This window comes from Thalassotalea profundi (genome assembly GCF_014653195.1).
In the GTDB taxonomy this organism is placed as follows: Bacteria; Pseudomonadota; Gammaproteobacteria; order Enterobacterales; family Alteromonadaceae; genus Thalassotalea_B; species Thalassotalea_B profundi.
This window is the reverse complement of sequence record NZ_BNAH01000004.1, coordinates 82,239-107,752: the sequence shown is the minus strand read 5'-3', so window position 1 is coordinate 107,752 and position 25,514 is coordinate 82,239. Positions and strand designations below refer to the sequence as shown.

Annotated in this window: 23 protein-coding genes and 1 other RNA gene; 6 read left to right on the top strand and 18 right to left on the bottom strand. The window is 36.1% G+C overall.

Translation table 11 applies throughout. The features are described from left to right. Positions 1-5: 5 nt before the first annotated feature. The 12 genes from ffs to pspA form a co-directional block, all read right to left on the bottom strand. Positions 6-102, bottom strand: an RNA gene (ffs, locus tag IE155_RS06010) — signal recognition particle sRNA small type. 83 nt (positions 103-185) lie between these two features. After that, positions 186-767: a 1-acyl-sn-glycerol-3-phosphate acyltransferase gene (locus tag IE155_RS06005; RefSeq protein ID WP_189377293.1), complete on the bottom strand. Its 582-nt coding sequence runs from the start codon at positions 765-767 to the stop codon at positions 186-188. Between the two features lie 7 nt (positions 768-774). Further along, a complete protein-coding gene (locus tag IE155_RS06000) occupies positions 775-1,647 on the bottom strand; it encodes a DUF3014 domain-containing protein (RefSeq protein WP_189377290.1) in 873 nt (290 codons plus the stop codon). A gap of 183 nt (positions 1,648-1,830) precedes the next feature. Continuing rightward, positions 1,831-2,469 carry a maleylacetoacetate isomerase gene (gene maiA / locus IE155_RS05995; protein WP_189377288.1) on the bottom strand — a complete coding sequence of 213 codons (639 nt, stop codon included), beginning with the start codon at positions 2,467-2,469 and terminating at the stop codon, positions 1,831-1,833. 174 nt (positions 2,470-2,643) lie between these two features. Continuing rightward, positions 2,644-4,194 (bottom strand): transcriptional regulator TyrR, encoded by a 1,551-nt coding sequence (tyrR, locus tag IE155_RS05990; protein ID WP_189377286.1) that lies wholly within the window; start codon positions 4,192-4,194, stop codon positions 2,644-2,646. Positions 4,195-4,327: 133 nt separating this feature from the next. Continuing rightward, positions 4,328-4,663: a 4a-hydroxytetrahydrobiopterin dehydratase gene (locus IE155_RS05985; protein WP_189377284.1), complete on the bottom strand. Its 336-nt coding sequence runs from the start codon at positions 4,661-4,663 to the stop codon at positions 4,328-4,330. Positions 4,664-4,673: 10 nt separating this feature from the next. After that, a complete protein-coding gene (gene phhA / locus IE155_RS05980; RefSeq protein ID WP_189377282.1) occupies positions 4,674-5,486 on the bottom strand; it encodes a phenylalanine 4-monooxygenase in 813 nt (270 codons plus the stop codon). Positions 5,487-5,858: 372 nt separating this feature from the next. Then, positions 5,859-6,881 (bottom strand): YcjF family protein, encoded by a 1,023-nt coding sequence (locus tag IE155_RS05975; RefSeq protein ID WP_189377281.1) that lies wholly within the window; start codon positions 6,879-6,881, stop codon positions 5,859-5,861. After that, positions 6,878-8,308, bottom strand: a complete 1,431-nt coding sequence (locus IE155_RS05970) for a YcjX family GTP-binding protein (RefSeq protein ID WP_229817080.1) — start codon at positions 8,306-8,308, stop codon at positions 6,878-6,880. Before IE155_RS05970 ends, IE155_RS05975 begins: the two co-directional genes overlap by 4 nt. Before the next feature lie 151 nt (positions 8,309-8,459). Beyond that, positions 8,460-8,906 (bottom strand): envelope stress response membrane protein PspC, encoded by a 447-nt coding sequence (gene pspC / locus IE155_RS05965; RefSeq protein ID WP_189377278.1) that lies wholly within the window; start codon positions 8,904-8,906, stop codon positions 8,460-8,462. After that, positions 8,903-9,130, bottom strand: coding sequence for an envelope stress response membrane protein PspB (pspB, locus tag IE155_RS05960; protein WP_189377276.1), 228 nt, complete (start codon positions 9,128-9,130; stop codon positions 8,903-8,905). Before pspB ends, pspC begins: the two co-directional genes overlap by 4 nt. 94 nt (positions 9,131-9,224) lie before the next feature. Then, positions 9,225-9,896: a phage shock protein PspA gene (gene pspA / locus IE155_RS05955; RefSeq protein ID WP_189377273.1), complete on the bottom strand. Its 672-nt coding sequence runs from the start codon at positions 9,894-9,896 to the stop codon at positions 9,225-9,227. A 191-nt stretch (positions 9,897-10,087) separates the two neighbouring features. On the opposite strand from pspA, the gene pspF reads away from it, so the two are divergent. The 6 genes from pspF to IE155_RS05925 are packed head-to-tail and all read left to right on the top strand — an operon-like array spanning position 10,088 to position 16,524. Beyond that, positions 10,088-11,197, top strand: a complete 1,110-nt coding sequence (pspF, locus tag IE155_RS05950; RefSeq protein ID WP_189377271.1) for a phage shock protein operon transcriptional activator — start codon at positions 10,088-10,090, stop codon at positions 11,195-11,197. Between the two features lie 18 nt (positions 11,198-11,215). Next, the gene (locus IE155_RS05945; protein WP_229817078.1) at positions 11,216-12,838 is read left to right on the top strand and encodes an ABC transporter substrate-binding protein; all 1,623 of its coding nucleotides are present in this window, start codon (positions 11,216-11,218) and stop codon (positions 12,836-12,838) included. Between the two features lies 1 nt (position 12,839). Continuing rightward, positions 12,840-13,868, top strand: a complete 1,029-nt coding sequence (locus tag IE155_RS05940; protein ID WP_189377268.1) for an ABC transporter permease subunit — start codon at positions 12,840-12,842, stop codon at positions 13,866-13,868. Further along, positions 13,858-14,751 carry an ABC transporter permease subunit gene (locus IE155_RS05935; RefSeq protein WP_189377266.1) on the top strand — a complete coding sequence of 298 codons (894 nt, stop codon included), beginning with the start codon at positions 13,858-13,860 and terminating at the stop codon, positions 14,749-14,751. The genes IE155_RS05940 and IE155_RS05935 overlap by 11 nt, the downstream gene beginning before the upstream one ends. Continuing rightward, positions 14,751-15,740, top strand: a complete 990-nt coding sequence (locus IE155_RS05930; RefSeq protein ID WP_189377265.1) for a peptide ABC transporter ATP-binding protein — start codon at positions 14,751-14,753, stop codon at positions 15,738-15,740. Before IE155_RS05935 ends, IE155_RS05930 begins: the two co-directional genes overlap by 1 nt. 1 nt (position 15,741) lies before the next feature. Then, entirely contained in the window at positions 15,742-16,524 is a 783-nt protein-coding gene (locus IE155_RS05925) for a peptide ABC transporter ATP-binding protein (RefSeq protein WP_189377263.1), read from the top strand. Positions 16,525-16,637: 113 nt separating this feature from the next. Here IE155_RS05925 and IE155_RS05920 read toward each other — a convergent pair whose 3' ends face one another. From IE155_RS05920 to tig, 6 genes are all read right to left on the bottom strand, one after another. After that, a complete protein-coding gene (locus IE155_RS05920) occupies positions 16,638-18,539 on the bottom strand; it encodes a SurA N-terminal domain-containing protein (protein WP_189377261.1) in 1,902 nt (633 codons plus the stop codon). Between the two features lie 193 nt (positions 18,540-18,732). Beyond that, on the bottom strand, positions 18,733-19,005 hold the full coding sequence (hupB, locus tag IE155_RS05915) for a nucleoid-associated protein HU-beta (protein ID WP_074499445.1): 273 nt from the start codon (positions 19,003-19,005) through the stop codon (positions 18,733-18,735). A 289-nt stretch (positions 19,006-19,294) separates the two neighbouring features. Then, on the bottom strand, positions 19,295-21,655 hold the full coding sequence (gene lon, locus IE155_RS05910) for an endopeptidase La (RefSeq protein ID WP_189377260.1): 2,361 nt from the start codon (positions 21,653-21,655) through the stop codon (positions 19,295-19,297). Between the two features lie 243 nt (positions 21,656-21,898). Then, positions 21,899-23,179 carry an ATP-dependent protease ATP-binding subunit ClpX gene (gene clpX, locus IE155_RS05905; protein ID WP_189377258.1) on the bottom strand — a complete coding sequence of 427 codons (1,281 nt, stop codon included), beginning with the start codon at positions 23,177-23,179 and terminating at the stop codon, positions 21,899-21,901. 88 nt (positions 23,180-23,267) lie between these two features. Further along, positions 23,268-23,906: an ATP-dependent Clp endopeptidase proteolytic subunit ClpP gene (clpP, locus tag IE155_RS05900; protein WP_308433812.1), complete on the bottom strand. Its 639-nt coding sequence runs from the start codon at positions 23,904-23,906 to the stop codon at positions 23,268-23,270. Positions 23,907-23,993: 87 nt separating this feature from the next. After that, complete coding sequence (tig, locus tag IE155_RS05895; protein WP_189377257.1) at positions 23,994-25,301, bottom strand: trigger factor; 1,308 nt, start codon at positions 25,299-25,301, stop codon at positions 23,994-23,996. Positions 25,302-25,514 lie beyond the last annotated feature (213 nt).

Here is a 25,514-nt window from a genome sequence, read left to right as displayed (position 1 = left end):
GGCAACCCAATCAGCCACACTCCGGCACATGAGTCGTCTGCTGCGGTTGCTTCCTTCCGGACCTGGCCGAGTTCACAGAGTATCATTGCGAAGGGACCGAAAGGGTCACCATAGATTGGCTACACTAAATAGCCGCGCTGATTATCGCTAATACAATAACGGGTTGCAAGGATAATTAGGAGATATTAAGCTAAGTGTGGATTTTTTGCACAAACCTGACTAAATAGTTGTTGAAAGTCTATTCTTGCTTGCTCAATATCGGCATCAACAACTACAGGCTTCATTATAACAATCGCTTTTTTCTTAAAGTCAAAACCTATTGGTACTACTGGTACATTAGCTTGATAAGCGATTTGAAGAAATCCCGTTTTCCATTGTTCAACTTTACTACGAGTTCCTTCAGGCGCAAGTGCTAACACTAAGGGTTCTTTACGGTCAAAATATTCAACCATTTGACCAACAACGCCATGACGATGACTACGCTCAACAGGTATACCACCAATGCGTGTAAGCAGTCCTTTTACCGGCCAAACAAAAATACTGTGTTTACCTAAAAACTTTACCTTAAGTTGCAACCTGAACATAACTAAGACCCCTAAAAAGAAATCCCAGTTAGAAGTATGAGGAGCAACCGCTATAATAAATTGCTGCCGATTAGGTAATTGCCCTTCAATGCGCCACCCCAGCCACTTCAATAATTTAGTTGAAAAGCGATATAAATATTGGCCTTCTCGTTTAGGTACATTACTAGGTAAAACGTAAGACATTTCACTCTTACTCTCGTGTTCTAGATAACTTTTCATTAATTTCAAGTAAAACAGATTTAATTACTAACAAATTATCTTTACCGATTCGTAGTAATAATTTATCAGCATCGGTTAACTGTTCAATATCTTGATCTTTATATTTATACATTACGCTTGGGCGAACTAATTCTAGTTGTTCTTTAGGTATTTCCATATCAAGAACACGAGAGATAGCATCATGCAACACGTCTGTAAACTCTTCATCGACATAGCCCAATTCACTATAAGCCTCGTCAATTAAAGGCTTCAACTCAACATACCATTGTACTAGTAAGTCACTATCGATTGTACGTAGTAAATCAACATATAAGCTAAAACGTTTACTAACGTTTTCATCCCATCTTAAAATTTGTTGACCATCTTCCGTATTTTCTTGTGCCGAGAATTTCTCGGTAGGTTGAACTAAAATGCTGTGGCGATAGGCAATATCACCTTTAGCAAAGTTATCTGTAAATACAACAAAGCGACGAACCATATCGTCGTCAACAATAAGCTTTAATAGCTCATTTCGCCAAGTAATAGTAGGGAGTTTTTCTCTGATCCAATTATCACTTTCATCGAGCGTTGGTAATACAATTTCAGGCTCAACTTCTACAGGTTCAGGCGTTATTTCTTGCACCGTTTGTTCAGGGATAACTGGTTGCTCAATTTCTGGCTCAATATTTTTCGGCTCTTCTTCAACAATAACCGGTTCAGGCACTGATACCTCTTTTATTGGCTCGGGCTCTGGAGTCGTGCTTTGATAAAAATAACCAATCACAGCAATAGCCACTAAAAACACTAGTGCTACGATAACCCACGAAGAATTATTATTCTGTTTACTTGAAGATGAATTTTCCATACTTACCTATTCGTTAATTGAAATGAAAAATTAAGGCGAGAATTTATATAAAAATGACTTGTTTAAGACTCGCTGAACGAGAGTAATACTCATAGTGTAACCAAGCCTATTGCAACGTTTTTTCAACACAGTTGCAATAGGCAATTTATATTTTGATACATTTATTCAGTATTTATGTGTAAATTACGCTGCATCATGTTGATTTTCAGGTAATGCATCAATAAAAGCAGGTAATTGATTACACCTTTTTACTATAGCATTTATCAGGGGAAAAGGTGACATATCAAGTGCAAAACGATTAGCATTATAAACCTGAGGTACTAAACAGATATCAGCCAAGGTAATTTGATTACCAAAACAATATAGCCCCGATGTTTTCGCTAACTTTGCTTCTATCGCAGTGAACCCTAATGCCATCCAATGATGATTCCATGCCAGTTTTTGCTGTTCAGATACTGCTAATTCATTTACTAAATACTGTTGAACTCGCAAGTTATTAACAGGATGTATTTCACAAGCGATATCATAAACCATTGCTTTTACTTGCACTTTTGTTTCTAACGCTTGAGGGTAAACCGAATCATACGGGTATTTTTCATCTAAATAATCGATAATCGCCAATGATTGATTTAATACAATATCATTATCAACTAATGTCGGTACAAGATGGGTCGGGTTTAATTCTACATAGCTATCACTATGTTGTTCACCACCATTTTTAACCAAATGCACTGAAAGAGAGTCAAAAGGTATTTTCTTTAAATTTAAAGCAATGCGAACACGATATGCAGCCGAAGAACGCCAATAACCATAGAGTTTCATAAGCAAAAGATAAGTTAATAAAAAGTAAAATAAATTTTATCTGATTAAAATAAACTCGCAACTTATCTATAAACTTAATAACAGCTAAGTATGGCCTTTTGTGTTTGAATGTTTACAAAACAATAAATTTATCAACGTTAATTAGGCTACTTCATTAACCCAAAGGCCATTGAATTAAATTTTAACGGTTTTTTTATTAATATCATACTCTCTAAGTTTATTCGCTATAGCTGTATGACTTAAACCTAATTTTTTAGCCAGTTGGCGTGTACTAGGGTAAGCAGGATAAAGTTTACGCAATAAATCAGCTTCAAAATTTTTCACTGCAGCATCTAATGTCCCTTCAAATTCCTGTTCTAAATAGCCATGTTCACGTGTGTAAGCCGGTAATTGTAAATGCGATGTCAGCACAACATTACCTTCCATTAGCGAAACCGCTCGTATTAATACATTTTCGAGTTGTCTAACATTACCTGGCCAAGGATAATGTTCTATAAAGTCTCGGCAGTCATCAGATAAACTCACGGCGCTCTTGCCTATTCGTTGCCCAAATTTAGCCGTAAAGTATTCTGCTAGTGGAATAATATCAGAACGCCTTTCTCTCAACGAAGGGATATTGAGTCCTAAAACATTTAGACGATAATATAAATCTTCTCTAAAGTTACCCTGAGACACCATTGCTAATAAGTCATGATTGGTTGAACCAATAATACGAACATTGACATTGATCTCGCTTTCATCGTCAACTCTTCGAAATATACCGTCTTGAATAACCCTAAGTAACTTAATTTGTAACTTAGGAGACATCTCCCCTACTTCATCTAGAAATATTGTTCCGCCATCCGCCAATTCAAATAAACCACGTTTACTATTTACGCCCCCAGGTACACCAACACCAAACAATTCGGTTTCAGCAGCTTCGTCAGGTAAAGAAGCACAATTTAAGGTCATAAATGGATGTTCAGCTCGGTCACTTGCCGCATGACAAGCACGAGCAATTAACTCTTTACCTGTGCCTGTTTCACCAACGAGTAATATTGAAGAATCGAGTAGTGCCATGCGTTTAGCTTCTCTGATCACTTTTCGCATGGCACCACTGCTCGCCTGAATACCGGCAAAATTATTTTCGTTAGCTTGTTTAAAGGCACTAATTTGTTGCCCTAAACGCGCTTCAGATTTAAGTATAAGTACAGCGCCTGCTAATACTTCTTCACCATCACTATCAGAAACATGAATGGGCATAATATCAGCCACAAAATCATCTTCTTGGATTTTAACTCGACGAGTTTGAGCAAGTACTTCTTTAGAGTCTAACCAACGAAGGAAGTTAAAGCCTTTTAGCCAATTACCTATTTGATCGCCTATTAATTCTTTTTCGCTACAACCAATAGTTAAAGAAGCAACCGTATTGATCATACGGATATTGCCTTTAGCATCTATTGAAATAAATGGATCAGGAAAAGTTTTAATTAAAGTTTCTAATTCATGACGTTCGCGTTCAAACGGCATAAAAGGTGTAGTTTTTACATCAATAACTCCGTCAATTAGACGAAGACGCGGCATAAAAGACTGTAACTCAGAGAATTCAAGATCTGGAATGTGTATATAAATTTTTCCTGGACGCTTTAATTCAATTCCTCTGAGATCGATTTCTCGCTCAACAAATATCATCAAAACTTCTTGGGCTATACCGACACGATCTTGACAACCAATTTCCAAACGCATGAAGTATCCTCAAACGGCAAATTACAGCGATATCACTAAGTGATATTATTTATTTTGGCTATTGTAAACTAATACTTACAATAAAAAAAAGCCCCCTATTATAGGGGGCTTATTTAATGAGTGTAAGTAAATATTACAGAAGTTGATCAGTTTTTGCTGCACAAATAAAATCATTCTTATGCAATCCCTTAATAGCATGGGTCCACCACGTAACTGTAACCTTGCCCCACTCTAATAATATTGCAGGATGATGAAATTCTGCTTCCGCTAATTCTGATACTTTGTTTGCAAATGCCCAAGCAAGTTTATAATTTTTAAATGTATAAACTCGCTCTAACATCATAATTCCGTCTCTCACTTCAGGCACCCAATCAGGCAGTTGTGACATTAACTGGTGCAATTCTTCCTCGCTCACTTTAGGAGCATCAACATGACAAGCTTCACATTGTTGAGTTGATAATTCTGACATAATATATTCCTTAGCTCGCAATTTGTTCTTCTTTAGGTGGAAATTTAGCAGGGTGTAGACCAAGTGATTTTGCTTGTTCAACAAATGCTAATATATCTTCGACTTCATATTTTCTAATATTATCTAAGTCACTTACTTTAGTTAACGTATAATAGATAGGTTGAATGATATCAATACGATACGGTGTTCTTAATACATCAAGCACATCTAATTTTTTTCGTTCAACTTTGTCACTGGTTAACGCATATTCAGTTTCGGTAGGTGATGAAATAATACCACCGCCATAAACACGTAAACCTTTTGGAGTTTCTAGTAAGCCAAATTCGACCGTAAACCAATATAAGCGAGCTAAAAATACGCGTTGCTCTTTGGTTGCATTCAACCCCATTTGACCATAGGCCTGAGTATAGTCGGCAAATGACGAATTAGTTAACAATGGGCAATGCCCGAATATTTCATGAAAAATATCAGGCTCCTGCAAATAATCAAACTCTTCCCTTGTTCGAATAAATGTAGCAACAGGAAATTTTCTTTCTGATAGCAAACGGAAAAACTCCCCAAAACCTATCAACGCAGGTACAGGAGCACACTCCCACCCTGTTGTTTCTCGTAGTACTTTACTGACATCTTCCAATTGAGGAATACGATCTGTGGGTAAATTTAACTTTGCTAACCCTTCATTATATTCATCACAAGCGGTGTTTTTAATATTAGCTAGTTGTCGTGTAATCAACTCATGCCATATTTTATTTTCTTCATCACTCCAATCAATATTACCGTGTTCATCCGCAACCTTGGAAACATATTGAGTTGCCTTAGCCATAAACTTTTCCTTTTATTTCACACTCAATTAGTAATGCTTAAATAGAATTTACTAAGTAAAACTAGATATAGCCCCATCCATTTATTAATGTTAAATTTATTTGAATCGACTATTTTTATTGAGACACAAGAAAACTTGTCACATTAGTTACTATAATAATCCTAGATTACATTAAATTGCACTAAACACTAGACAGGTTGTTTTTTAAGCGGGTGATGAATTTGTATCATAAAAATTACACTAAAATGTATGCCATCGATAGGGTATTGATTCTGTTATAAATATGTAAATTTAAGTTAATAGCTAAATGCTCAGTCCATCATACATTCAGCTATTTCTATCAGAATTTGGCAAGGGTATATTAGGTAAAGCTTACGGAGCCGATTTTTTATTTAATAAGCCTTTAATTTGACCTATCACTTTAGCTCTTACAGCTTTTAATTTAGGTTGTTCTTCGTGAAAAGGAATAGGTCTGCATACTTGCATTGCTTTTAGTCCTAATCGGGCTGTTAGCATTCCAGCCCCTAATCCTTGAGCTAATCTCCCTGAAAGTTTAGCTAACATATCTGCACCGAGTAAATCAGCTCCTACGTCAGTAATCAACTCGCTTGCACCAGCGTAAACCATATTTTTAAAAGTTTGTTTAATCAGTTTAATTCGACTCCAATAACTAATTTTCATACCATACAATGCGGCAATTTCATTAATCATTTTAGTATTACGCCAAAACATTAATAGCATATCTAAAATTGCGATAGGACTTAAAGCAACTAATACTGCCGCTTCTGTAGCATGTTTACTAATTCTATCTAGAGCTTTTTGATCAACAATTGATAAGACTTGTCTTGAATATAAAGTCAATATTTCTTTATCTGTTAATTCTTTATGTTCATCCGCTGACCATTGCTGTTCTTGCTCACTTAAAATGTCACAAGGTAACTGGGCACTAATTTTTTTACATAAATTATGAGCACTATCGATCGTGTCTTCTTGATAAATATGCTCAGCTTGCTTTTGCAAACGTTGGCGTTGTTTATACTGTTTTAAGCCTCGATACTCCCTAAATAGATAACCGCTTGCAATAATCGAAACCAAACCAAGTAATGTAGCGTAGATACTCGTTAAGAAAGGGCTTTGCTGAAACCCTTGAATAAAGAAGTCGACAGTTTCATAAACTACAAGTCCAGAGAAAACGAATCCAGTAGCACGCCATAGCCAATTAGGCTTGCTCACGGTGATTAAATTTATATTTTCATCTACTGGTTCACTTTCTTCTGCTTGCCAAGCCGTGTTCTCAATAACAACTTGTTCTTGTGTCGCTGGTAACTCTTTCGTTTGACTACCTAGTTCTTCAAATAGAATTTGCTGTTGATATTTTGTTTTATCTTCGCTCACTTTATTTTATCTCCCAACAAAAATTGCAACACCTGATCCATCCTTAAATGTGGTAAACTTTCATGGCTATCTACTCGTGCTAATGGTGAAAAACCGATAAAATTAAATTTATTCTCTTGCCAATAATTAGCTTGTGGGAGCTTGTTAGGGACTGTACCTGGGAATAAAGTGATGAGTTTACCATCACTCGCTCGATTTCCCTGAATCACAGGAAGATCAACTCCTTGGTGTTGTGCTTTGCCAACATTTGTAGACTTAACCGAGGCTATAGCTAATGTTTTCATTTCAATTTCATCGAAACTTAATTGATGCTTTGTTTTATAGACTAACTGATTCAGTAATGCGGTCAGGTTACCATGTTGTTCAGGGGTAATATGGTCGGCTTTAGTTGCAGCAAATAAAAGTTTATCAATACGAGGGGAAAATAAACGCCTTAATAAACTAGATTGCCCATAGTTAAAACTTTCCATAATCATGTTAATAGCTTGTGTTAAATCTTGAAAACTATCAGGACCATTATTAAGCGGTGTTAAGCAATCAGCTAACACTATTTGACGATCAAAATGAATAAAGTGTTCTTGATAAAATTTTCTAACTACCCTCTCTTTATATTCAATATATCGTGCACGCAACATACCTATCAAACTGTCTTCTTTAGCATTTTGATAGTCATCTTTGTCTAATTGATTAAAACAGGTATACGGAAAAAACTGTAAAATAGGTGCGTCAGCTAAGTCACCGGGTAAAATAAACCGCCCGGGTTGAATTACTGACAAACCTAATTTATGACGGAAAATCATCAATAAATTTGTATAGTCATGCGCTAAATCAGCTAATAATTGTTCATCAACAGGTGCTAGTGGATCAAGCTGCTTTATTTTATCTAAAAAAACTTGGGCATAAGAAACTCTTGGCGCAGTAGTTAACAGCTCAGTTGTAAATTCTGACCACTCTTCATAGGTTAAATTAAGGATAGGTAAATCTAGCAGCCACTCTCCAGGATAATCGGTAATATCGATAGTAAGGGTCACGGTATCTGTTGCATATTTAATCAAGCTGTCCTGCGGTTGATATCTTAATGCTAGACGCAATTCACTAATACCATTAGTAGGTTCAGGCCAACTAGGTGGTTGTTCACTAAAAGCTTGCATTGCTCTGTCATATTCAAAGCGACCAATATGTAAATGTTTCTGCGGTACTCTTTTCGCTGCAATGAAGTTACCTTGATGAACCACATTAAAAAAGCTTAATTGCGAATGGCTACCTTCATTAATCAGTTGATTTACAAAACTGGTAATAAACGCCGTTTTACCACTACGACTAAGCCCTGTAACAGCCAAATTTATATGTTGATCAAAGGTACGGTTGACGATATCCGTTGCTTTGCGTTTTAATTTTTCAATTTTTTTCTTTGATAATAACGACAAAGTAATAATCCGTAATTTATAGCAATAACTTTAGCTATTTCGACAAAACAGAATAAATAATATCGACTTTTGTTAAAATATAACAGTATTTTAGGCATTTTTAGTTTAATAAAAAAGCGGCCTGAACCGCTTAAATACTAATGCTATCTTATTACAGTTTATTTATTTCACGTGAGACAGTAAATTCTGGTGACGTTACGTAACGTTCAATTTTTTGTAGCTCTTTTTCTAAAGAGTTAAATTTAGATGAAATATCCCTAAAGGCTTGTTTGGGGGGCTCACCCGCTTGCCATATTCGTGATTTAACTTTTATAGATTCACTAACAAACTCCGCTGATGTTGCGTTATTAGCTTGCGAATATTCACTGTTTTTCTTACCTAAGTTACTGCCTTTTTCCCCAGGTTTTTTATCAAGAATAAACCAGCCTGCAATATAAATAACAACGAACCATCCCATACCTAAAAGGACACCCGATACAACTAAAATTCTGACTAACCAAGTTTCCCAGCCGAAGTAATCTGCCAGTCCCGCACAAACACCTGCAATTTTTCCTTTACTTGGTATACGAAACAATTCACCACGACTAAAAGTACTCATACTTTGTTCCTCCAATCAGGGGTCTCCACATCTAAAATCGCTTCTAGCGTTTTAATTCTGTCAGCCATTTTATCTGCTGATTCAGATAACTCTGTTAATCGATGAAAATCCTCCTCAGTTAACCCTTGGCTAATTTGACTCTTACTACGGTAATGTAGAACTAACCAGATAGGTGCTACTATGACCAAAAAGATGATTAAGGGCGGAAATAAAAAGTCTTCCATTGTTTTTCTCCTAAAATCGCGCTGAATTCGCTTACATTAATTTTTAGGGTCTATATTATGCTCTTGTTAGCTAAATAAACACAGACCCAATTATTTACTTAGTCTTTTTACTAGACTTCATTGTAGCTTTTAATTGCGCTAATTCTTCATCAATAATCTCATCACCTTCTAGTTCAGCGATTTCATCCGCTAACGACTTGCTACCTAAATCATATGATTCAACTTGCGCTTCAAGGTCATCTATTTTACGTTCATAACTGTCAAAACGGCTTAAGGCGTCATTAACTTTATCGCTATCGATGTTACGTTTTACTTTTAAACGAGAACTTGCTGTTTTTTCTCGCATAATAATCGCTTTTTGACGTGCTTTCGCATCGGCTAACTTATCTTGTAGTTGAGAGATCTCGTCTTGTAACTTAGTAATATGCTCATCAACATGTGATAATTCATCAACTAATGATTGTGAACTCTCAATACACTTTTTCTTTTCTACCAGTGCTGCTCTTGCTAAATCTTCTCGACCTTTATTTAAGGCTAATTCAGCTTTTTCCTGCCATTGCTCTGCTTCTTGTTCAAAACGTGCTGCTTGGCGCGTTAATTCTTTTTTATCTGCTAAAGTTTTAGCTGAAGATGAGCGTACCTCTACTAATGTATCTTCCATCTCTTGTATAATAAGACGAACCATTTTTGCTGGATCTTCAGCTTTATCTAATAAGCTATTGATATTAGAGTTAATAATATCGGTAAACCTTGAAAAAACACCCATAACTTCTTCCTCTATAAAATAATAAACTTGTCAGTGGTTATACTGTACTATTCATGTTTTACGCCAACTTTTAATTTTATAATAATCTATTGTTTTAAATGACTTTATTTTATTTTTAAAAAATACTTCAAACTAGACGATTAATAAAATACACTATTTGTTAGTGAAATATACTAATAATTAGGTCAAGCATGTCACGCTTCAGTCAACAAGATAATCTAATTGGACAATCAAATAGTTTTCTCGAGGTTTTAGAGCAAATTTCGCAAGTCGCCCCTTTAAGTAAGCCGGTACTCATTATCGGTGAGCGAGGAACAGGAAAAGAACTTGTTGCGGCTCGCCTTCATTACCTATCAAAGCGTTGGGATCAAAGTTACTTAAAGCTTAATTGTGCTGCACTTAATGAAAATCTGCTAGAAAGTGAATTATTTGGTTATGAAAGTGGCGCTTTTACTGGTGCTAACAAACGCCATGAGGGGCGTTTCGAGCGGGCAGATAAAGGCACTTTATTTTTAGATGAGATCGCTAATACTAGTGGGCTGATACAAGAAAAGTTATTACGTGTAGTTGAATATGGCGAATTTGAGCGTGTAGGTGGTTCAAGAAGCCTAAAAACCAATGCTCGATTGATTGCTGCAACGAATGAAGATTTACCTTCTATGGCAGAAGCAGGAGAGTTTAGAGCTGATTTACTCGACAGGTTAGCATTTGACGTTATCACTCTTCCTCCCCTAAGAGAACGTGTTGAAGATATATTAATGCTTGCTGAGCACTTTGCCATTAATATGGCTAGAGAACTCGAGTTTGAACTTTTTAGTGGATTTACAGAAAAAGCCAAACGCGCTTTGCTTGAACATCATTGGCCGGGGAATATTCGTGAATTAAAAAACGTTGTTGAACGTAGCGTTTATCGCAGTAATAATCCTCACTTACCTGTACATGAACTGATTATTGATCCTTTTGAATCACCTTACCGACCTAGTAAGCGAGTAAAAACGCAAGATCGAGTCGTTAAAGTTTCTTCATCTAATGGTACAAATGCTTCAACAGCAACTGATAATGAAACACTAGCAGAGCCAAATTATTCTCCTAGTGTTTCTACTAAACAAATATTAGAGTTTCCGCTGTCATTAAAGTCATTATCGCAAAATTACGAAGTAGAACTTATTCAGTCAGCATTAGAAAACTGTCAATATAATCAAAAGAAAACAGCCGATGCGTTAGAATTGACCTATCATCAATTAAGAGGCTATTTAAAAAAATATAACTTATTAGACTCGAGTCCACTCGAGGAAGAGTAACCGTCAATGGGCGTTTTTTTGTCAATACAAGAACAAACGACTGTGCGAACGTTGTTTGCACTACTTAGCTTTTTATCACTCTATGGATGTGGTTATGATGAAAACATTTCATTAAATAATAAAAGTATTGTTTATTGTAGCGAAGGTGTGCCAGAAGGTTTTAACCCGCAAACAGTAACTTCTGGGGTAACAATCGATGTGACTTCAAATCAACTCTACAATAGACTCATCACGTATGATAAAGATGAAACCACTATAATTCCTGCACTTGCAAAATCTTGGCATGTAACTAAAGATGGGAAAAAAGTGACTTTTTATTTAAGGCGAGATGTTAACTTCCATCAAACTAACTACTTTACCCCAACTCGGACACTAAACTCTGATGATGTTATTTTTAGTTTTGAGCGTATTTTAAATAGTGAACATCCATACTATATTAGTGCTGGTGGTAAGTTCCCTTTCTTTCAAAGTGTAGAGTTTGGTAAGTTAATTAATAATATTGAAAGAATTAATGACTATACTGTTAGGTTCAACTTGAATCAGGCTGATAGTACAATATTAGCGAATTTAGCCAGTGATTTTGCCATAATTTTATCAAAAGAATACGCAGATACTTTAGCTCAATATAACTTTCATACAAATATTGACAGTTCGCCTATTGGCACCGGTCCATTTAAACTAAAAAGCTATAGAGCCGGCTCTTACATTAAATATGTTCCTCATGAGAGTTATTGGGGGAACAAATCAACTATTGAACAATTAATTTTTGATATAACACCAAATAGTTACACCCGCTTAACTAAGCTATTAGCTAAAGAATGTGATATTATTTCCTACCCAATTGCTCATGAAAAAATAGATCAGCGCCCCGATCTCACCTTAGACGAAAAAACATCTTTTAATATTGGCTATTTAGGTTTTAACACCCAAAAGCCGCCATTTAACAATAAAGTAGTGCGTAAAGCTATTGCACACGCTATTAATAAGCAGGCTATTTTAGAAACCGTTTATTTCTCACAAGCTGAGAATGCATCAACTATCATTCCCAAAACATCATGGGCTTATGACAGTACTATTCAAACACCTGAATACTCTATTGAACAAGCAAAGAAATTACTTGCACAGGCCGGTTTTGAAGGTGGCTTTGAAATGGATTTATGGGCAATGCCTGTTCAACGTCCGTATAACCCAGACGCTCGAACCATGGCTAAACTAATCCAAGCCGATTTAGCCAAAGTGAATATTAAAGTTAATATAATAAGAGATTATGAGTGGTCTAAATTTCTAGGTTTACTTGCAGAAGGTAGGCACCAATCAGTATTATTAGGATGGTCTGCAGATCACCCAGATCCTGATAACTTTTTTACGCCACTATTAAGTTGTGCTTCAGCGCTTACCGGTAATAATCGTACATTTTGGTGTAATGGTGAATTCGATAATATACTCGCTAATGCTTTGTTAATTAATGACATAGCCCAACGTAAACGCTATTACAAAGAGGCATTAAGTATTCTCGCCGATGAAATGCCACTCATTCCGATTGCTCACTCAAAACGCTATCAAGCACGTAAAAAAATCGTAAAAGGCGAAATATTAAATGCTTTTGGTGGAATCGACTTTACCAATGTGAGTAAAAATTAAGATGCTAATATTCTCACTTAGACGCTTAAATCTATTCTTATTTACGATCATTTTACTCACCTTATTATCTTTTAGTCTGAGCTTTCTATTTCCTGGAAATCAATTAGTTAACATTTCAGGGCAAGTCAATGCAACCGATGAACAGCTAGCCATCATAGGTGAGTCATACAACCAAGGAGGCTCTTTAATTAGTCAGTATTTCGCCTATTTAAGCCATATACTTAGTGGCGATATGGGCTTATCAATGTCAAGCCAAACACCTATTTTTAATGAAATTTTAATCCATTTACCTGCAACAATAGAGCTAACTTTAGTCGCATTAATTATTGCGATGGCCTTTGGTATCCCTTTAGGTTTTATTGCTGCGATTAAACACCGAAGTAAAGTTGATGACACAGTTTTAACAATTTCAATGCTCGGATATTCGATCCCTGTTTTTTGGTTAGGTTTATTAGTCATACTCATTTTTTCAATTCAGTTAGGTTGGTTTCCTTCCTCAGGCCAAATAAGTTTGCTTTTTGAAATAGAACACGTAACAGGCCTACTACTAATCGACATTATGCTTAGCGATGATCCTTTTAAATGGCAAGCATTTCAAAATGCATTAGCTCACCTAGTACTTCCTGCTGTTGTTGTCGCCTTAGCGCCTGCTACCATTTTCATTCGCCTGGCACGAACTGCGATGATGCAGGTATTAGAAAGTCATTATATAAAAGCGGCAAGTGCAAAAGGACTTTCATTTAGGCAAATAATCTATCGTCACGCTATTCGTAATGCTATGGTTAATGTTATACGAGATGTGGGTCTACAATTTGCTAATTTAGTCACTCTTGCGATGGTTACCGAAGTTATTTTTAGTTGGCCTGGCATTGGACGCTGGTTAATTGAAAGTATCTATCAACGTGACTTTACTGCTATTCAAGGAGGGTTATTAGTGCTTTCTAGCTATATTTTTATTGTTCATATTTTGACTGATTTTATCTACGCTGGACTTAACCCTATAGCGAGAGGAAAAAAATATGGGTCGTGAAAAAACCTATCAAGAAGAAGAGTTCCCAACACCTCTTTTACAGCTTTGGTACAACTTTAAACAAACACCCGTTGTAATGATCGGTTTTGGCTGTTATTTATTTTTAATTATTTTAGCTATTTTCGCTCCTATCATTACGCCTTATTCTTCAATAGAAAACCATTTAGATCATTTATTACTACCACCTTCATGGCATGAAAATGGAGATGTTAGCTTTTTACTAGGTACCGATAATTTAGGGCGAGATATGTTATCTCGGCTTATGCACGGCGCCTCTTTAACTTTCGGTTTAAGTTTTATTGTTGTATTAATATCATTAGCGATTGGGGTTATCATTGGCTCAATCTCGGCCTTAACCAAAGGCGTAAAATCAAGTTTCTTAAATCATTTTTTAGATGTTATTTTATCAATACCTTCTTTATTACTTGCTATCGTTATCGTCGCTATTTTAGGACCTGGCCTGAGTAATACTTTATGGGCAATTGTGATGGTATTAATACCACAATTTATTCATATTACACGTAATGCAGTTAAAGAAGAGTTTAGTAAAGATTATGTATTAGCGTCTAGACTAGACGGAGCAAGTTCAATCCGTATTTTACATTATTCAATTTTCCCGAATATTATCGAGAAATTAATTAGTCAAGCAACATTAGCTCAGTCTGCCGCTATTCTTGATATTGCGACACTTGGATTTTTAGGATTAGGCGCTCAAATTCCAATGTCAGAATGGGGAGCAATGCTTGCAAATGGTATAGAATATTTTTATATCGCGCCATGGACAGTATATTTACCCGGTTTAGCTATTTTATTTGCTGTGGTTGCAACCAATTTAGTTGGTGAAGGTATGCGTCATGCACTAAAACAAAGAAAAGAAAGCTAATGAATTTACTCGACGTAAGAAATCTATCTATAGAATTACTAACTAATAATAAGCCTATTCTTGCAGTTGATAAAGTTAGCTTAACCATAAAAGAAGGAGAAGTTAGAGGTTTAGTAGGTGAATCTGGCTCAGGTAAATCGTTGTTAGCTCAAGCCATTATGGGGGTTTTAGATGAAAAGTGGCATGTAGATGCTGATCGATTTCATTGGCGAGGTAATGACTTAATGCGCTTATCAGCGGAAGAACGCAAAAGCATTATTTCAAATGATGTCGCGATGATTTTTCAAGAACCTATGGCGTGTTTAGATCCAACAGCAACTATTGGTGAACAGTTAGAAGAAGCTGTAGACCAACAACAATTTGAAGGTTTTTTTTGGAAAAAACGTCAACAGCGTAAACTTGAAGCAATTAATTTATTGCATAAAGTTGGCATTAAAAATCATATCCAATGTTTGAAAAGCTACCCTCACCAGTTAACAGAAGCTCTGTGCCAACGAGTAATGATAGCTATGGCCTTAGCTAAAAAGCCTTTGTTATTAATCGCCGATGAGCCAACTGCTGCGATGGAAAGCACTAATCAAGGGCAAATATTTCGTTTATTAGCAAGTTTAAATCAACTTAAAAACATGTCTATTTTATTAATTAGCCATGATCTTGAAAACGTTACCCACTGGACCAACACCATTACAGTAATGTATTCAGGACAATTTGTTGAAGCGGGTACAACTGATCAAATATTCAAGCAGCCATTTCACCCTTACACTCGTGCATTAATCGACAGTAGCCCCACAGCAAATATTCATATTCCCACCAAATCTAGGTTGATGACATTGCCTGGAAGTATTCCGGTACTTCAGCACTTACCTATAGGCTGTCGTTTAGGGCCTAGATGTCCTAGAGCTCAGCGTGAATGTGTAAATTCACCCAAAGCAAAGAATCACCAAGGACATCAAGTTAGCTGCCATTTTTCACTAAAAGGGAGTTATTAATATGACAGATCTTTTAGAAGTTACTAATATAAGTAAAGCTTATAAATTACCTAGTCGGTGGTTTAAAAAACGATATATTCATGCCTTAGAGCCTATCTCATTTCAAATACAGGCACATAAAACCCTAGCTATTGTTGGAGAAACAGGCTCAGGAAAGTCTACTCTTGCCAAATTATTAGTTGGCGCTGAAACCACAACAACCGGTGAAATAAAGCTAAACGGACAAAGTTTACATCAAGGAAACTTTAAACAACGCTGCCAACATATTCGTATGATATTTCAAGACTCTGGTACAACGCTAAACCCAAGCTTAACGATACAACAGCTACTTGATGAGCCTTTATGTTTAAATACCGACTTAAATGAAGAAGAGCGTGTGCAATTAATCAGAGAAACATTACATAAAGTAGGATTACTTGCTGAACATATGAATTTTTACCCTCATATGTTTTCAGGAGGTCAGAAACAACGTGTTTCACTTGCAAGGGCTATTATTTTAAAACCACAAGTTGTTATCCTTGATGAAGCTCTAGGGGCATTAGATCCATCTTTACGCTCACAGATGATTAACTTACTACTCGATTTGCAACAACAAATGGGGCTTGCCTATATTCTCATAGGTCACAATTTAGGTATAGTTAGACATTTCAGTGACGATATTATCGTCCTATGCCAAGGACAAGTTGTAGAGCAAGGTAAAACACTTAATGTTCTCAATAAACCTAAGCATAAATACACTAAAAAGCTTATTATGAGCCAACAGTACCAACTAATTCATCGCTAAGAAATGTCATAGTGCACATAAAAAAGCAGCGACTATATCGCTGCTTTTTTGATTAACTGAAAATAATTTGTTGTATTATTATTTTCAGTTAAAAAGTGTTAGTCCGCTGAATTTTATTCAGCTGAAACAACCAATTCACGTTGAGTGATTTTAGCTTGCTCACGTAACACATCAACAAAACTTTTATAAGCAGATTGTGCTAATTGTTGTGTTTGTTGTTGTGAAAAGTTAGGGCTTACTGATGACTCACCTTCTTTAACTGCTTGTAACTCAACTAAGGCTATATCTCCATTACTCATAGTTACCGTTGTTGCAGATTTATTGCCCGATTTTGGATGAGGCAATTTAAAAGATTCAGTAACAATATTAGAATCAAGTTCAGCACCATATCTAGCAACATCAGTTTTCACTTCAAAGCTCGCATTAACTGAGGCAAGCTGTTCGGTTATATCTGTTCCTGTATTAAAAGCATTTAATAACTCTTGAGCAACATTCTGCGCCTTTTGCGTCGCTTTTTCTGCGATCAACATTGACTTAATCTGCTCTGATATTTCGGCTAATGGTTTAATATTTTCTGCTTGGTATTCATTTGCTCTTAACACAACAGCTAATGAATCGTTAACTTCAATAATGTCAGAATTTAAACGCTCTTTAACAACTAAATCTGAAAAAGCAACGTCGATGACTTTTGCATTATCAAAAGGTGCAATATTACCAAAGCGAGACAACCACTCAGATGTTTTAACTTCTAATCCTACAGCATCTGCAGCATCTTCTAAGCTATCTGGAAACTCAAAGCTTAAACGTGCCATTTCTTGTTGTAATTCAAAAAACTTATCTTCAGCTTTTTGCTTACTAACCACTAATTCAATCTCATCTTTTACATCAGAAAATGCTTTAACATGCTCCGCTTTAACTTCTGTCAGCTTAATAATATGAAAACCAAACTCTGTTTCAACAACATCTGAAATATTACCAACTTCAGTTAATGCAAATGCAGCTTCATCAAACGCTTCTTCCATAACACCTGGTTCAATCCATTCAAGATCGCCACCATTTTCACCACTAAACGTATCTGCCGAGAATTCTTTTGCCAACATAGCAAAATCATCACCCGCATTTGCTTTTGCTAATACGTCAGAAATTTTTTGCTTAGCTGCTGCTTCATCATCACCAATTTCAACTAAAATATGTGAGAAGCGTTTTTGCTCTTTTTGTTGGTACTTAGCAATATTCTGTTGATAATATTGTTCAAGATCAGCTTGTGTAATTTCAACTTTCTCAGCTATATCGTCAACACTTAATGCAATATAGTTAACTTTAATTTTTTCTTGATTTTGAAAGCGAGTTTGATTGTTTTGATAATATTCATTGATATCTTGATCTGTTACTTCTACATCCGCTTTAAATTGCTCAGCTGAGATACTTGCAAAACGTATATCACGTTTCTGATTTTGCAAAGCCGTTAACTGTTTCTCTTGATAAGGTAAGCTGAACTCACTTGCTAACAAAGCTTGGTTTAATTGACGACGCGTCATTTCAACACGAAGGTAGTCACGAAAATCTGAAGATTGGTAAAAACCAGCTTGATTAATTAACGCTAAATAACGGTTATTATCAAACTTGCCATCAACTTGAAATTCTTCCATTTCGCGAATGGTTGTTTTAATGCGCTCATCTGAAACACGCAGTGCTAAATCATCAGCGGCTATATCAATTAATTTTTCGTTAATTAGATTATCTAAAACACCTTTACGGAAATTAGCCATGTAATTCGCATCAGCTGATAAGGTATCAAACATATCACCAAACTGCTGAGCCATTCGGTTACGTTGATTTTGATAGGCCTTTTCAAAGTCTGCTTGTGATATTTTAACGTCATTAACTTGTGCAACGGACGTATCAACCGAATTGGTGTAGCTACCGATACCAGCAAAGGCAAACGTTAACATAACAAGACCAAGTATGACTTTAGCAATCATTCCTTGTGAATTTTCTCTAATATTCTCTAACATTTTTTTCTCTATTTACACTCGGGTGTGTTGTCTGCGCGCGATTTTAACAGATGCTGAGTTATGGTTGAAGTAAGCAATGATAAAAATCGGTAAAAAAGTATTATGTACAGCCTATATTATAAAATTATATAAGGCTAGATAAACAAAAGACCACCTTATAGGTGGCCTTTGAAAATCTTACAGATAACTGTGATTAGTTACATGCATCTTTTAAAGCTTTACCGGCTTTGAAAGATGGGATTTTAGCTGCAGCAATTTCAATTGTTGCACCAGTTTGTGGGTTACGACCAGTACGTGCAGCACGGTCACGTACAGAAAAAGTACCAAAACCAACTAAAGCAACTTGCTCACCGCTTTTCAACTCTTCCGTTACAGCTTCAATAAATGAATCCAACGCACGGCCAGCAGCAGCTTTAGAAATGTCAGCACCAGCAGCAATTTTCTCGATTAATTGAGATTTATTCACAGTATATTCCCCTTCAAAGTTTATTATTCAGCGCTATCTTTTATTTTTAGCGTCCTGCCGAGACTTTATAACAAGCTTCTTTTCGAACATCAAGCGCTGAGTTAAAGAAATTCCAAATAAAGATAATTTAATTTATCTCTTCTAGACCCCTTATTAACATTGGGGTCTAGCGATTCAGCTCCATTAACTTACCACGTTTTATTTATTTGGAAAGCCTTTATTGCAATTTTTTTCAATTTTTTGTGTTTTTTTTGCCTTTTTTAACAAAAAAACAACGATTTCACCTTAATTAGTCAGCTTTCTTCCATTTTTCAACTGGTTGCTCTAATGCAATATTTAATACGTCATCAATCCATTTAACTGGGTGAATGGATAAATCAGCTTTAACATTGTCAGGAATTTCAGCTAAATCTCTTTCATTATCTTTTGGAATAATAACTGTTTTTATACCACCACGGTGCGCCGCTAATAATTTTTCTTTCAAGCCACCAATAGCAAGCACCTCTCCTCGTAGAGTTATTTCACCAGTCATTGCAACATCAGCTTTAACTGGATTTCCTGTTAAGCTAGACACTAGCGCAGTGCACATACCAATACCTGCACTAGGTCCATCTTTAGGGGTAGCTCCTTCAGGGACATGCACATGAATGTCTCTTTTTTCGTAAAAATCGTCATTAATACGAAGTTTTTCCGTTCGACTTCTGACTACTGTCATTGCAGCCTGAATTGACTCTTGCATTACATCACCCAACGAACCGGTATAGGAAAGCTTGCCTTTACCTGGAACAGATGCTGTTTCGATAGTTAACAACTCTCCACCAACCTGTGTCCATGCTAAGCCAGTTACAAGCCCTACTCTGTTTTCAGTATCTGCCTTACCATAATCGAAACGTTGCACACCTAAATATTCCGATAAATTATCTTGGGTAATCGTAACCTTTTTTAATGACTTATCTAATAATATCGCTTTTACCGCTTTACGACATAGTTTAGATATTTCACGCTCTAAGCTTCGTACACCAGCCTCTCTAGTGTAATAACGAATAATCCCCATAATGGCGCTGTCATCAATTTCTATCTCTTTTTCTTTAAGGCCATTGCGTTCTATTTGTTTCAACAATAAATGACGTTTAGCTATATTAAGCTTTTCATCTTCGGTATATCCTGATAAACGAATAACTTCCATTCGGTCAAGCAATGGGCCAGGAATATCCATACTATTTGAAGTTGCAACGAACATAACATCGGAAAGATCATAATCGACTTCAAGATAATGATCATTAAAACTACTATTTTGTTCAGGATCTAACACTTCAAGCAGTGCTGATGCAGGATCTCCACGCATGTCTGATGCCATTTTATCTATTTCATCAAGCAAAAATAATGGATTTTTTACACCTACTTTGGCTATTTTTTGAATCAACTTACCCGGTAGCGATCCAATATAGGTTCGTCTATGTCCTCTAATTTCTGCTTCATCACGCACACCACCTAATGCCATGCGTACATATTTACGACCAGTTGATTTAGCAATTGACTGACCTAGAGAGGTTTTACCAACCCCAGGAGGACCCACTAAACATAATATTGGTCCTTTTAATTGACTAACACGTTGTTGAACCGCTAGATACTCAATAATACGTTCTTTAACTTTTTCAAGACCATAATGATCTTGCGCTAATACATCCTCAGCAAGTTTTAAATTACGTTTCAGTTTACTGCGTTTTTTCCATGGAACACTAATCATCCAGTCAATATAGCTTCTAACAACCGTCGCTTCCGCTGACATTGGTGACATCATTTTTAATTTCTTTAATTCCGCTAACGTTTTATCTTTAGCTTCTTTGGGCATTTGAGCTTCATTGATTTGTTTTTCAATTTGCTCAACTTCGTTACTTCCCTCTTCATCATCGCCTAATTCTTTTTGAATAGCCTTCATCTGTTCATTCAAATAATATTCACGTTGACTTTTTTCCATTTGCTTTTTAACGCGAGTACGAATTTTTTTCTCTACTTGTAGTAGATCAATTTCACCTTCCATGAGCGCCATTAAATATTCAAGTCGCTCAGTCACACTAGTGATTTCTAATACTTTCTGTTTATCTGTTAATTTTAGTGGCATGTGAGCAGCCATAGTGTCTGCAAGCTGTTCTGCATCATCAATACCTGCTACAGACGTTAAAACTTCTGGAGGGATTTTTTTATTAAGTTTTACATACCCTTCAAACTGCGAGATAGCAGAGCGTACAAGTATTTCTACATTGTCATCATCAATATTTTCTAATGCAAGATAGTCAATATCTGCTGTGAAGTGTTCCTGAGTATCAACAAAAGCGGTAATTTTAGCTCGACGCACTCCTTCAACTAACACTTTAACAGTACCATCAGGTAATTTGAGCATCTGTAAAATGGTAGCTACAGTACCTGTTTCATATACGTCGTCAGTATTAGGATCATCAACAGCTGCATCTTTCTGTGCTACTAAAAATACTTGTTTATCTCCTTCCATTGCAATATCTAAACAACGAATCGACTTTTCTCTACCAACAAACAATGGGATCACCATTTGTGGGTACACTACAACATCACGTAAAGCTAATACGGGGATAGCAGCAACATTCGTGGCTACATCAACTAATTCTTCAGACATTATGGATTCTCTCTTGGAAATCTTATTAGATGCTATACCAACTGAACTAATAAATTAGTCAGTATAGTATTATTACAACTTGGATAAAAAGTATATGGGGATATACTTTTTATCTTTCAAGAAAGAGTAACAAAAAAGCCTAGGAAACTTCGAATTATATCAGCTCAAAAATAAGTTAAGGCCTGAAACTAAAAAACCACGTTGAAACGTGGTTTTTTAGTTTGTTCATAAGTGGTTGGTGTACTAATTTTCTGACGCAGCTTGTTCCTGTGGATTTTCGTAAATAATAATGGGCTTTGATTCACCTTTTATTACTGTTTCATCGACCACCACCTTACTAACATTTTCCATTGATGGTAACTCATACATAGTATCAAGTAATACACCTTCTACAATTGAACGCAAACCACGAGCACCTGTTTTACGTACCATAGCTTTATTCGCGATAGCAAGTAAGGCATCTTTCCTAAACTCTAGTTCTACTTTTTCCATATCGAATAATGCAGTAAATTGCTTAGTTAACGCGTTTTTAGGCTCTTGTAAAATTTGTACTAACGCTTCTTCATCAAGTTCACTTAATGTAGCAACTACAGGTAAGCGTCCTATAAACTCAGGAATAAGCCCGTATTTAACTAAATCTTCTGGTTCAACTTCTTGGAAGCGATCCGTTAATGATTTATTTTTATCGCTACTTTTCACTTCAGCACCGAAGCCAATACCAGTTCCTACTTGGCTACGTTGCTCAACCACTTTATCTAGCCCAGCAAATGCACCACCGCAGATAAATAGAATCTTAGACGTGTCAACTTGCAAAAACTCTTGTTGCGGATGCTTACGACCACCTTGAGGTGGAACAGAAGCAATAGTGCCTTCAATAAGTTTTAGCAATGCTTGTTGGACACCTTCACCAGAAACGTCACGAGTTATGGAGGGGTTATCTGACTTACGTGAAATTTTGTCAATTTCATCAATATAAACAATACCGCGTTGTGCTTTTTCTACATCGTAGTCACACTTTTGAAGAAGCTTTTGAATGATGTTCTCAACATCTTCACCCACGTACCCCGCTTCTGTTAAGGTAGTTGCATCAGCCATTGTAAATGGTACGTCTAATAAACGAGCTAATGTTTCTGCAAGTAAAGTTTTACCACAACCTGTTGGGCCAATTAATAAAATATTACTTTTACCAAGTTCTATACCATTATGCATATCACCATTACGTAATCGTTTATAGTGATTATAAACAGCTACGGCTAGTACTTTTTTGGCATGGTCTTGACCAATAACATAATCATCTAAGCTCTTTCTTATCTCAATAGGGGAAGGCAAAGACTCACTTTCTTGTTTTGGTGCAATTTCTTTTATTTCTTCACGAATAATGTCATTACATAACTCAACACATTCATCACAAATAAATACGGAAGGGCCCGCAATTAATTTGCGCACTTCATGTTGGCTTTTACCGCAAAACGAGCAGTATAATAATTTTCCACTATCACCGTCACCTTTCTTAATATCGGTCATACGGTACCTCTAAACTGTTTGAATTCAATATCTATAGCTTTTAATCTTTCGTAAAACCTACAAATCACACTGTGAAATAATGACAATTTTACTTGTCAGCTCTTTGTTCTAATATGGCATCAACTAATCCATATTCAACTGCGCTTTCAGCACTTAAGAAATTATCACGATCTGTATCAACTGAGACTTTCTCTAATGGTTGACCAGTATGCTCTGCCATTAAACGATTTAATTTATCTTTAATATACAAAATTTCTTTTGCGTGTATTTCAAAATCAGATGCTTGACCTTGAAAGCCACCCAATGGCTGATGAATCATCACGCGAGCATTAGGTAGGCAGTAACGTTTCCCTTTTTCACCGCCTGAAAGCAAAAAGGCTCCCATACTTGCAGCTTGACCAATGCAGACAGTACTTACATTAGGTCTAATAAACTTCATGGTATCGTATATGGCCATTCCTGCTGTGACCGAACCACCTGGAGAATTAATATAAAGATAAATATCTTTTTCTGGACTTTCTGACTCTAAAAATAGTAACTGAGCGACAATAAGATTTGCCATGTGATCTTCTACTTGACCACATAAAAAGATCACTCGTTCTTTTAATAAGCGAGAATATATATCATAAGAGCGTTCCCCTTTAGGTGTTTGTTCAACAACCATTGGTACTAAAGCACTTTCAGTGATATTGGTAAAATCGTGAGAATTATTTTGAGAAGTAAACAACTATTATTTCCTTACTATAAAAAATGGCTTATATGTTTCCATATAAGCCATTTAAGCTATTGCTTAAGCTAATGTCAATGAAAAAGCTTATTTACCTTCAGGATTCATTATATCTTTGAAGCTAGCTTTCTTATCTTTTACTTTAGCACCTTCAACTAATAACTCAACTGCTTGCTCTTCTAAAGCAACATTTTGCATTTGTTGATTTAACTCTTTATTAGTTTTGTAGTACTCAATGACTTCTTGAGGATCTTCGTACGCAGAAGCTGCCGTTTCAATTAATTCATTAACTTTGGCTTCATCAACTTTCAATTCGTTAATTTTAATGACTTCACCAAGTAACAAACCTACTTTAACACGACGTTTAGCTTGCTCTTCAAACATGTCACCTGGAAGTTCAGGCATGTTTTTAGGATCCATTTGACCTGCAAAACGCTGCATCGCTTGTTGACGTAACACATCAATTTCTTGGGCGATTAAAGCACTTGGTAAATCAATTTCGTTGGCTTCTAATAAACCTTCAATCACTTGCTCTTTAACTTTAGCTTTAATTGCTTGATTTAATTCACGAGTCATATTTTTACGTACTTCTTCACGTAAAGCTTCAACACCGCCTTCTTCAATACCAAATAATTTAGCAAATTCTTCGTCAACCGGAGGTAAAACTGGACCTTCTGTTTTAAGAATAGAAATATCAAATTCAGCTTCTTTACCTTTTAGGTTTTCAGCATGGTAGTCTTCTGGGAAAGTAACTTTAATCGTTTTTTCTTCACCGACTTTCATACCAATAATATCAGTTTCAAAACCAGGGATCATACGACTAGCACCAAGTTCTAATTCAAAATTCTCAGCTTTTCCGCCTTCAAATTCTTCACCATTTACGCGGCCTAAAAAGTTAATCGTTAACTTATCGCCCTTTTTGGTTTTACGCTTGTTTTCTTTCCAAGTTTTGTGTTGATTCTGTAAGGTAACAAACATTTCATCTAAATCTTTGTCTGTTACTTCAGCAATAGCACGTTCAACTTTAATTTTATCTAAACCAGATAAGCTCACTTCAGGATAAATTTCAAAAGTCGCTTCAAACTCTAAATCTTTGCCATCTTCGTTGCTTTTAGCAACGAATTGTGGACGACCCGCTGGGTTGATTTTCTCTGCAATGATAGCTTCAACAAAGTTACGTTGCATTACTTCACCCGCGATTTCTTGGCGAACCGATGCGCCATAACGCTTTTGAATAACAGATGGTGGCACTTTACCTGGACGGAAACCGTTTATACGCTGCGTTTTACCAATTTGACGAAGACGGTTTTTTACTTCAACATCCACTTTTTCTGCCGGAACTGAAATAGTTAATCGACGTTCCAAACCTTTTGTAGTCTCTAATGAAACTTGCATTTAATTACCTCAATACTTAGCGTTACTACGCTCTTATATAATGAATCTATCTATAGCGAGCAAAATATTTGCCCTCGCTCATCAGCAAATGCTAGGAGAGCCCGGAAAATCCGAAAAACAGACATTCAGATTAAAAATAATGACGCAGAATTATAGCGGCGCTTTTAGCAAGAGTCGAGCAGAGATCCAAATTAATTTTTTTACACGAACTAA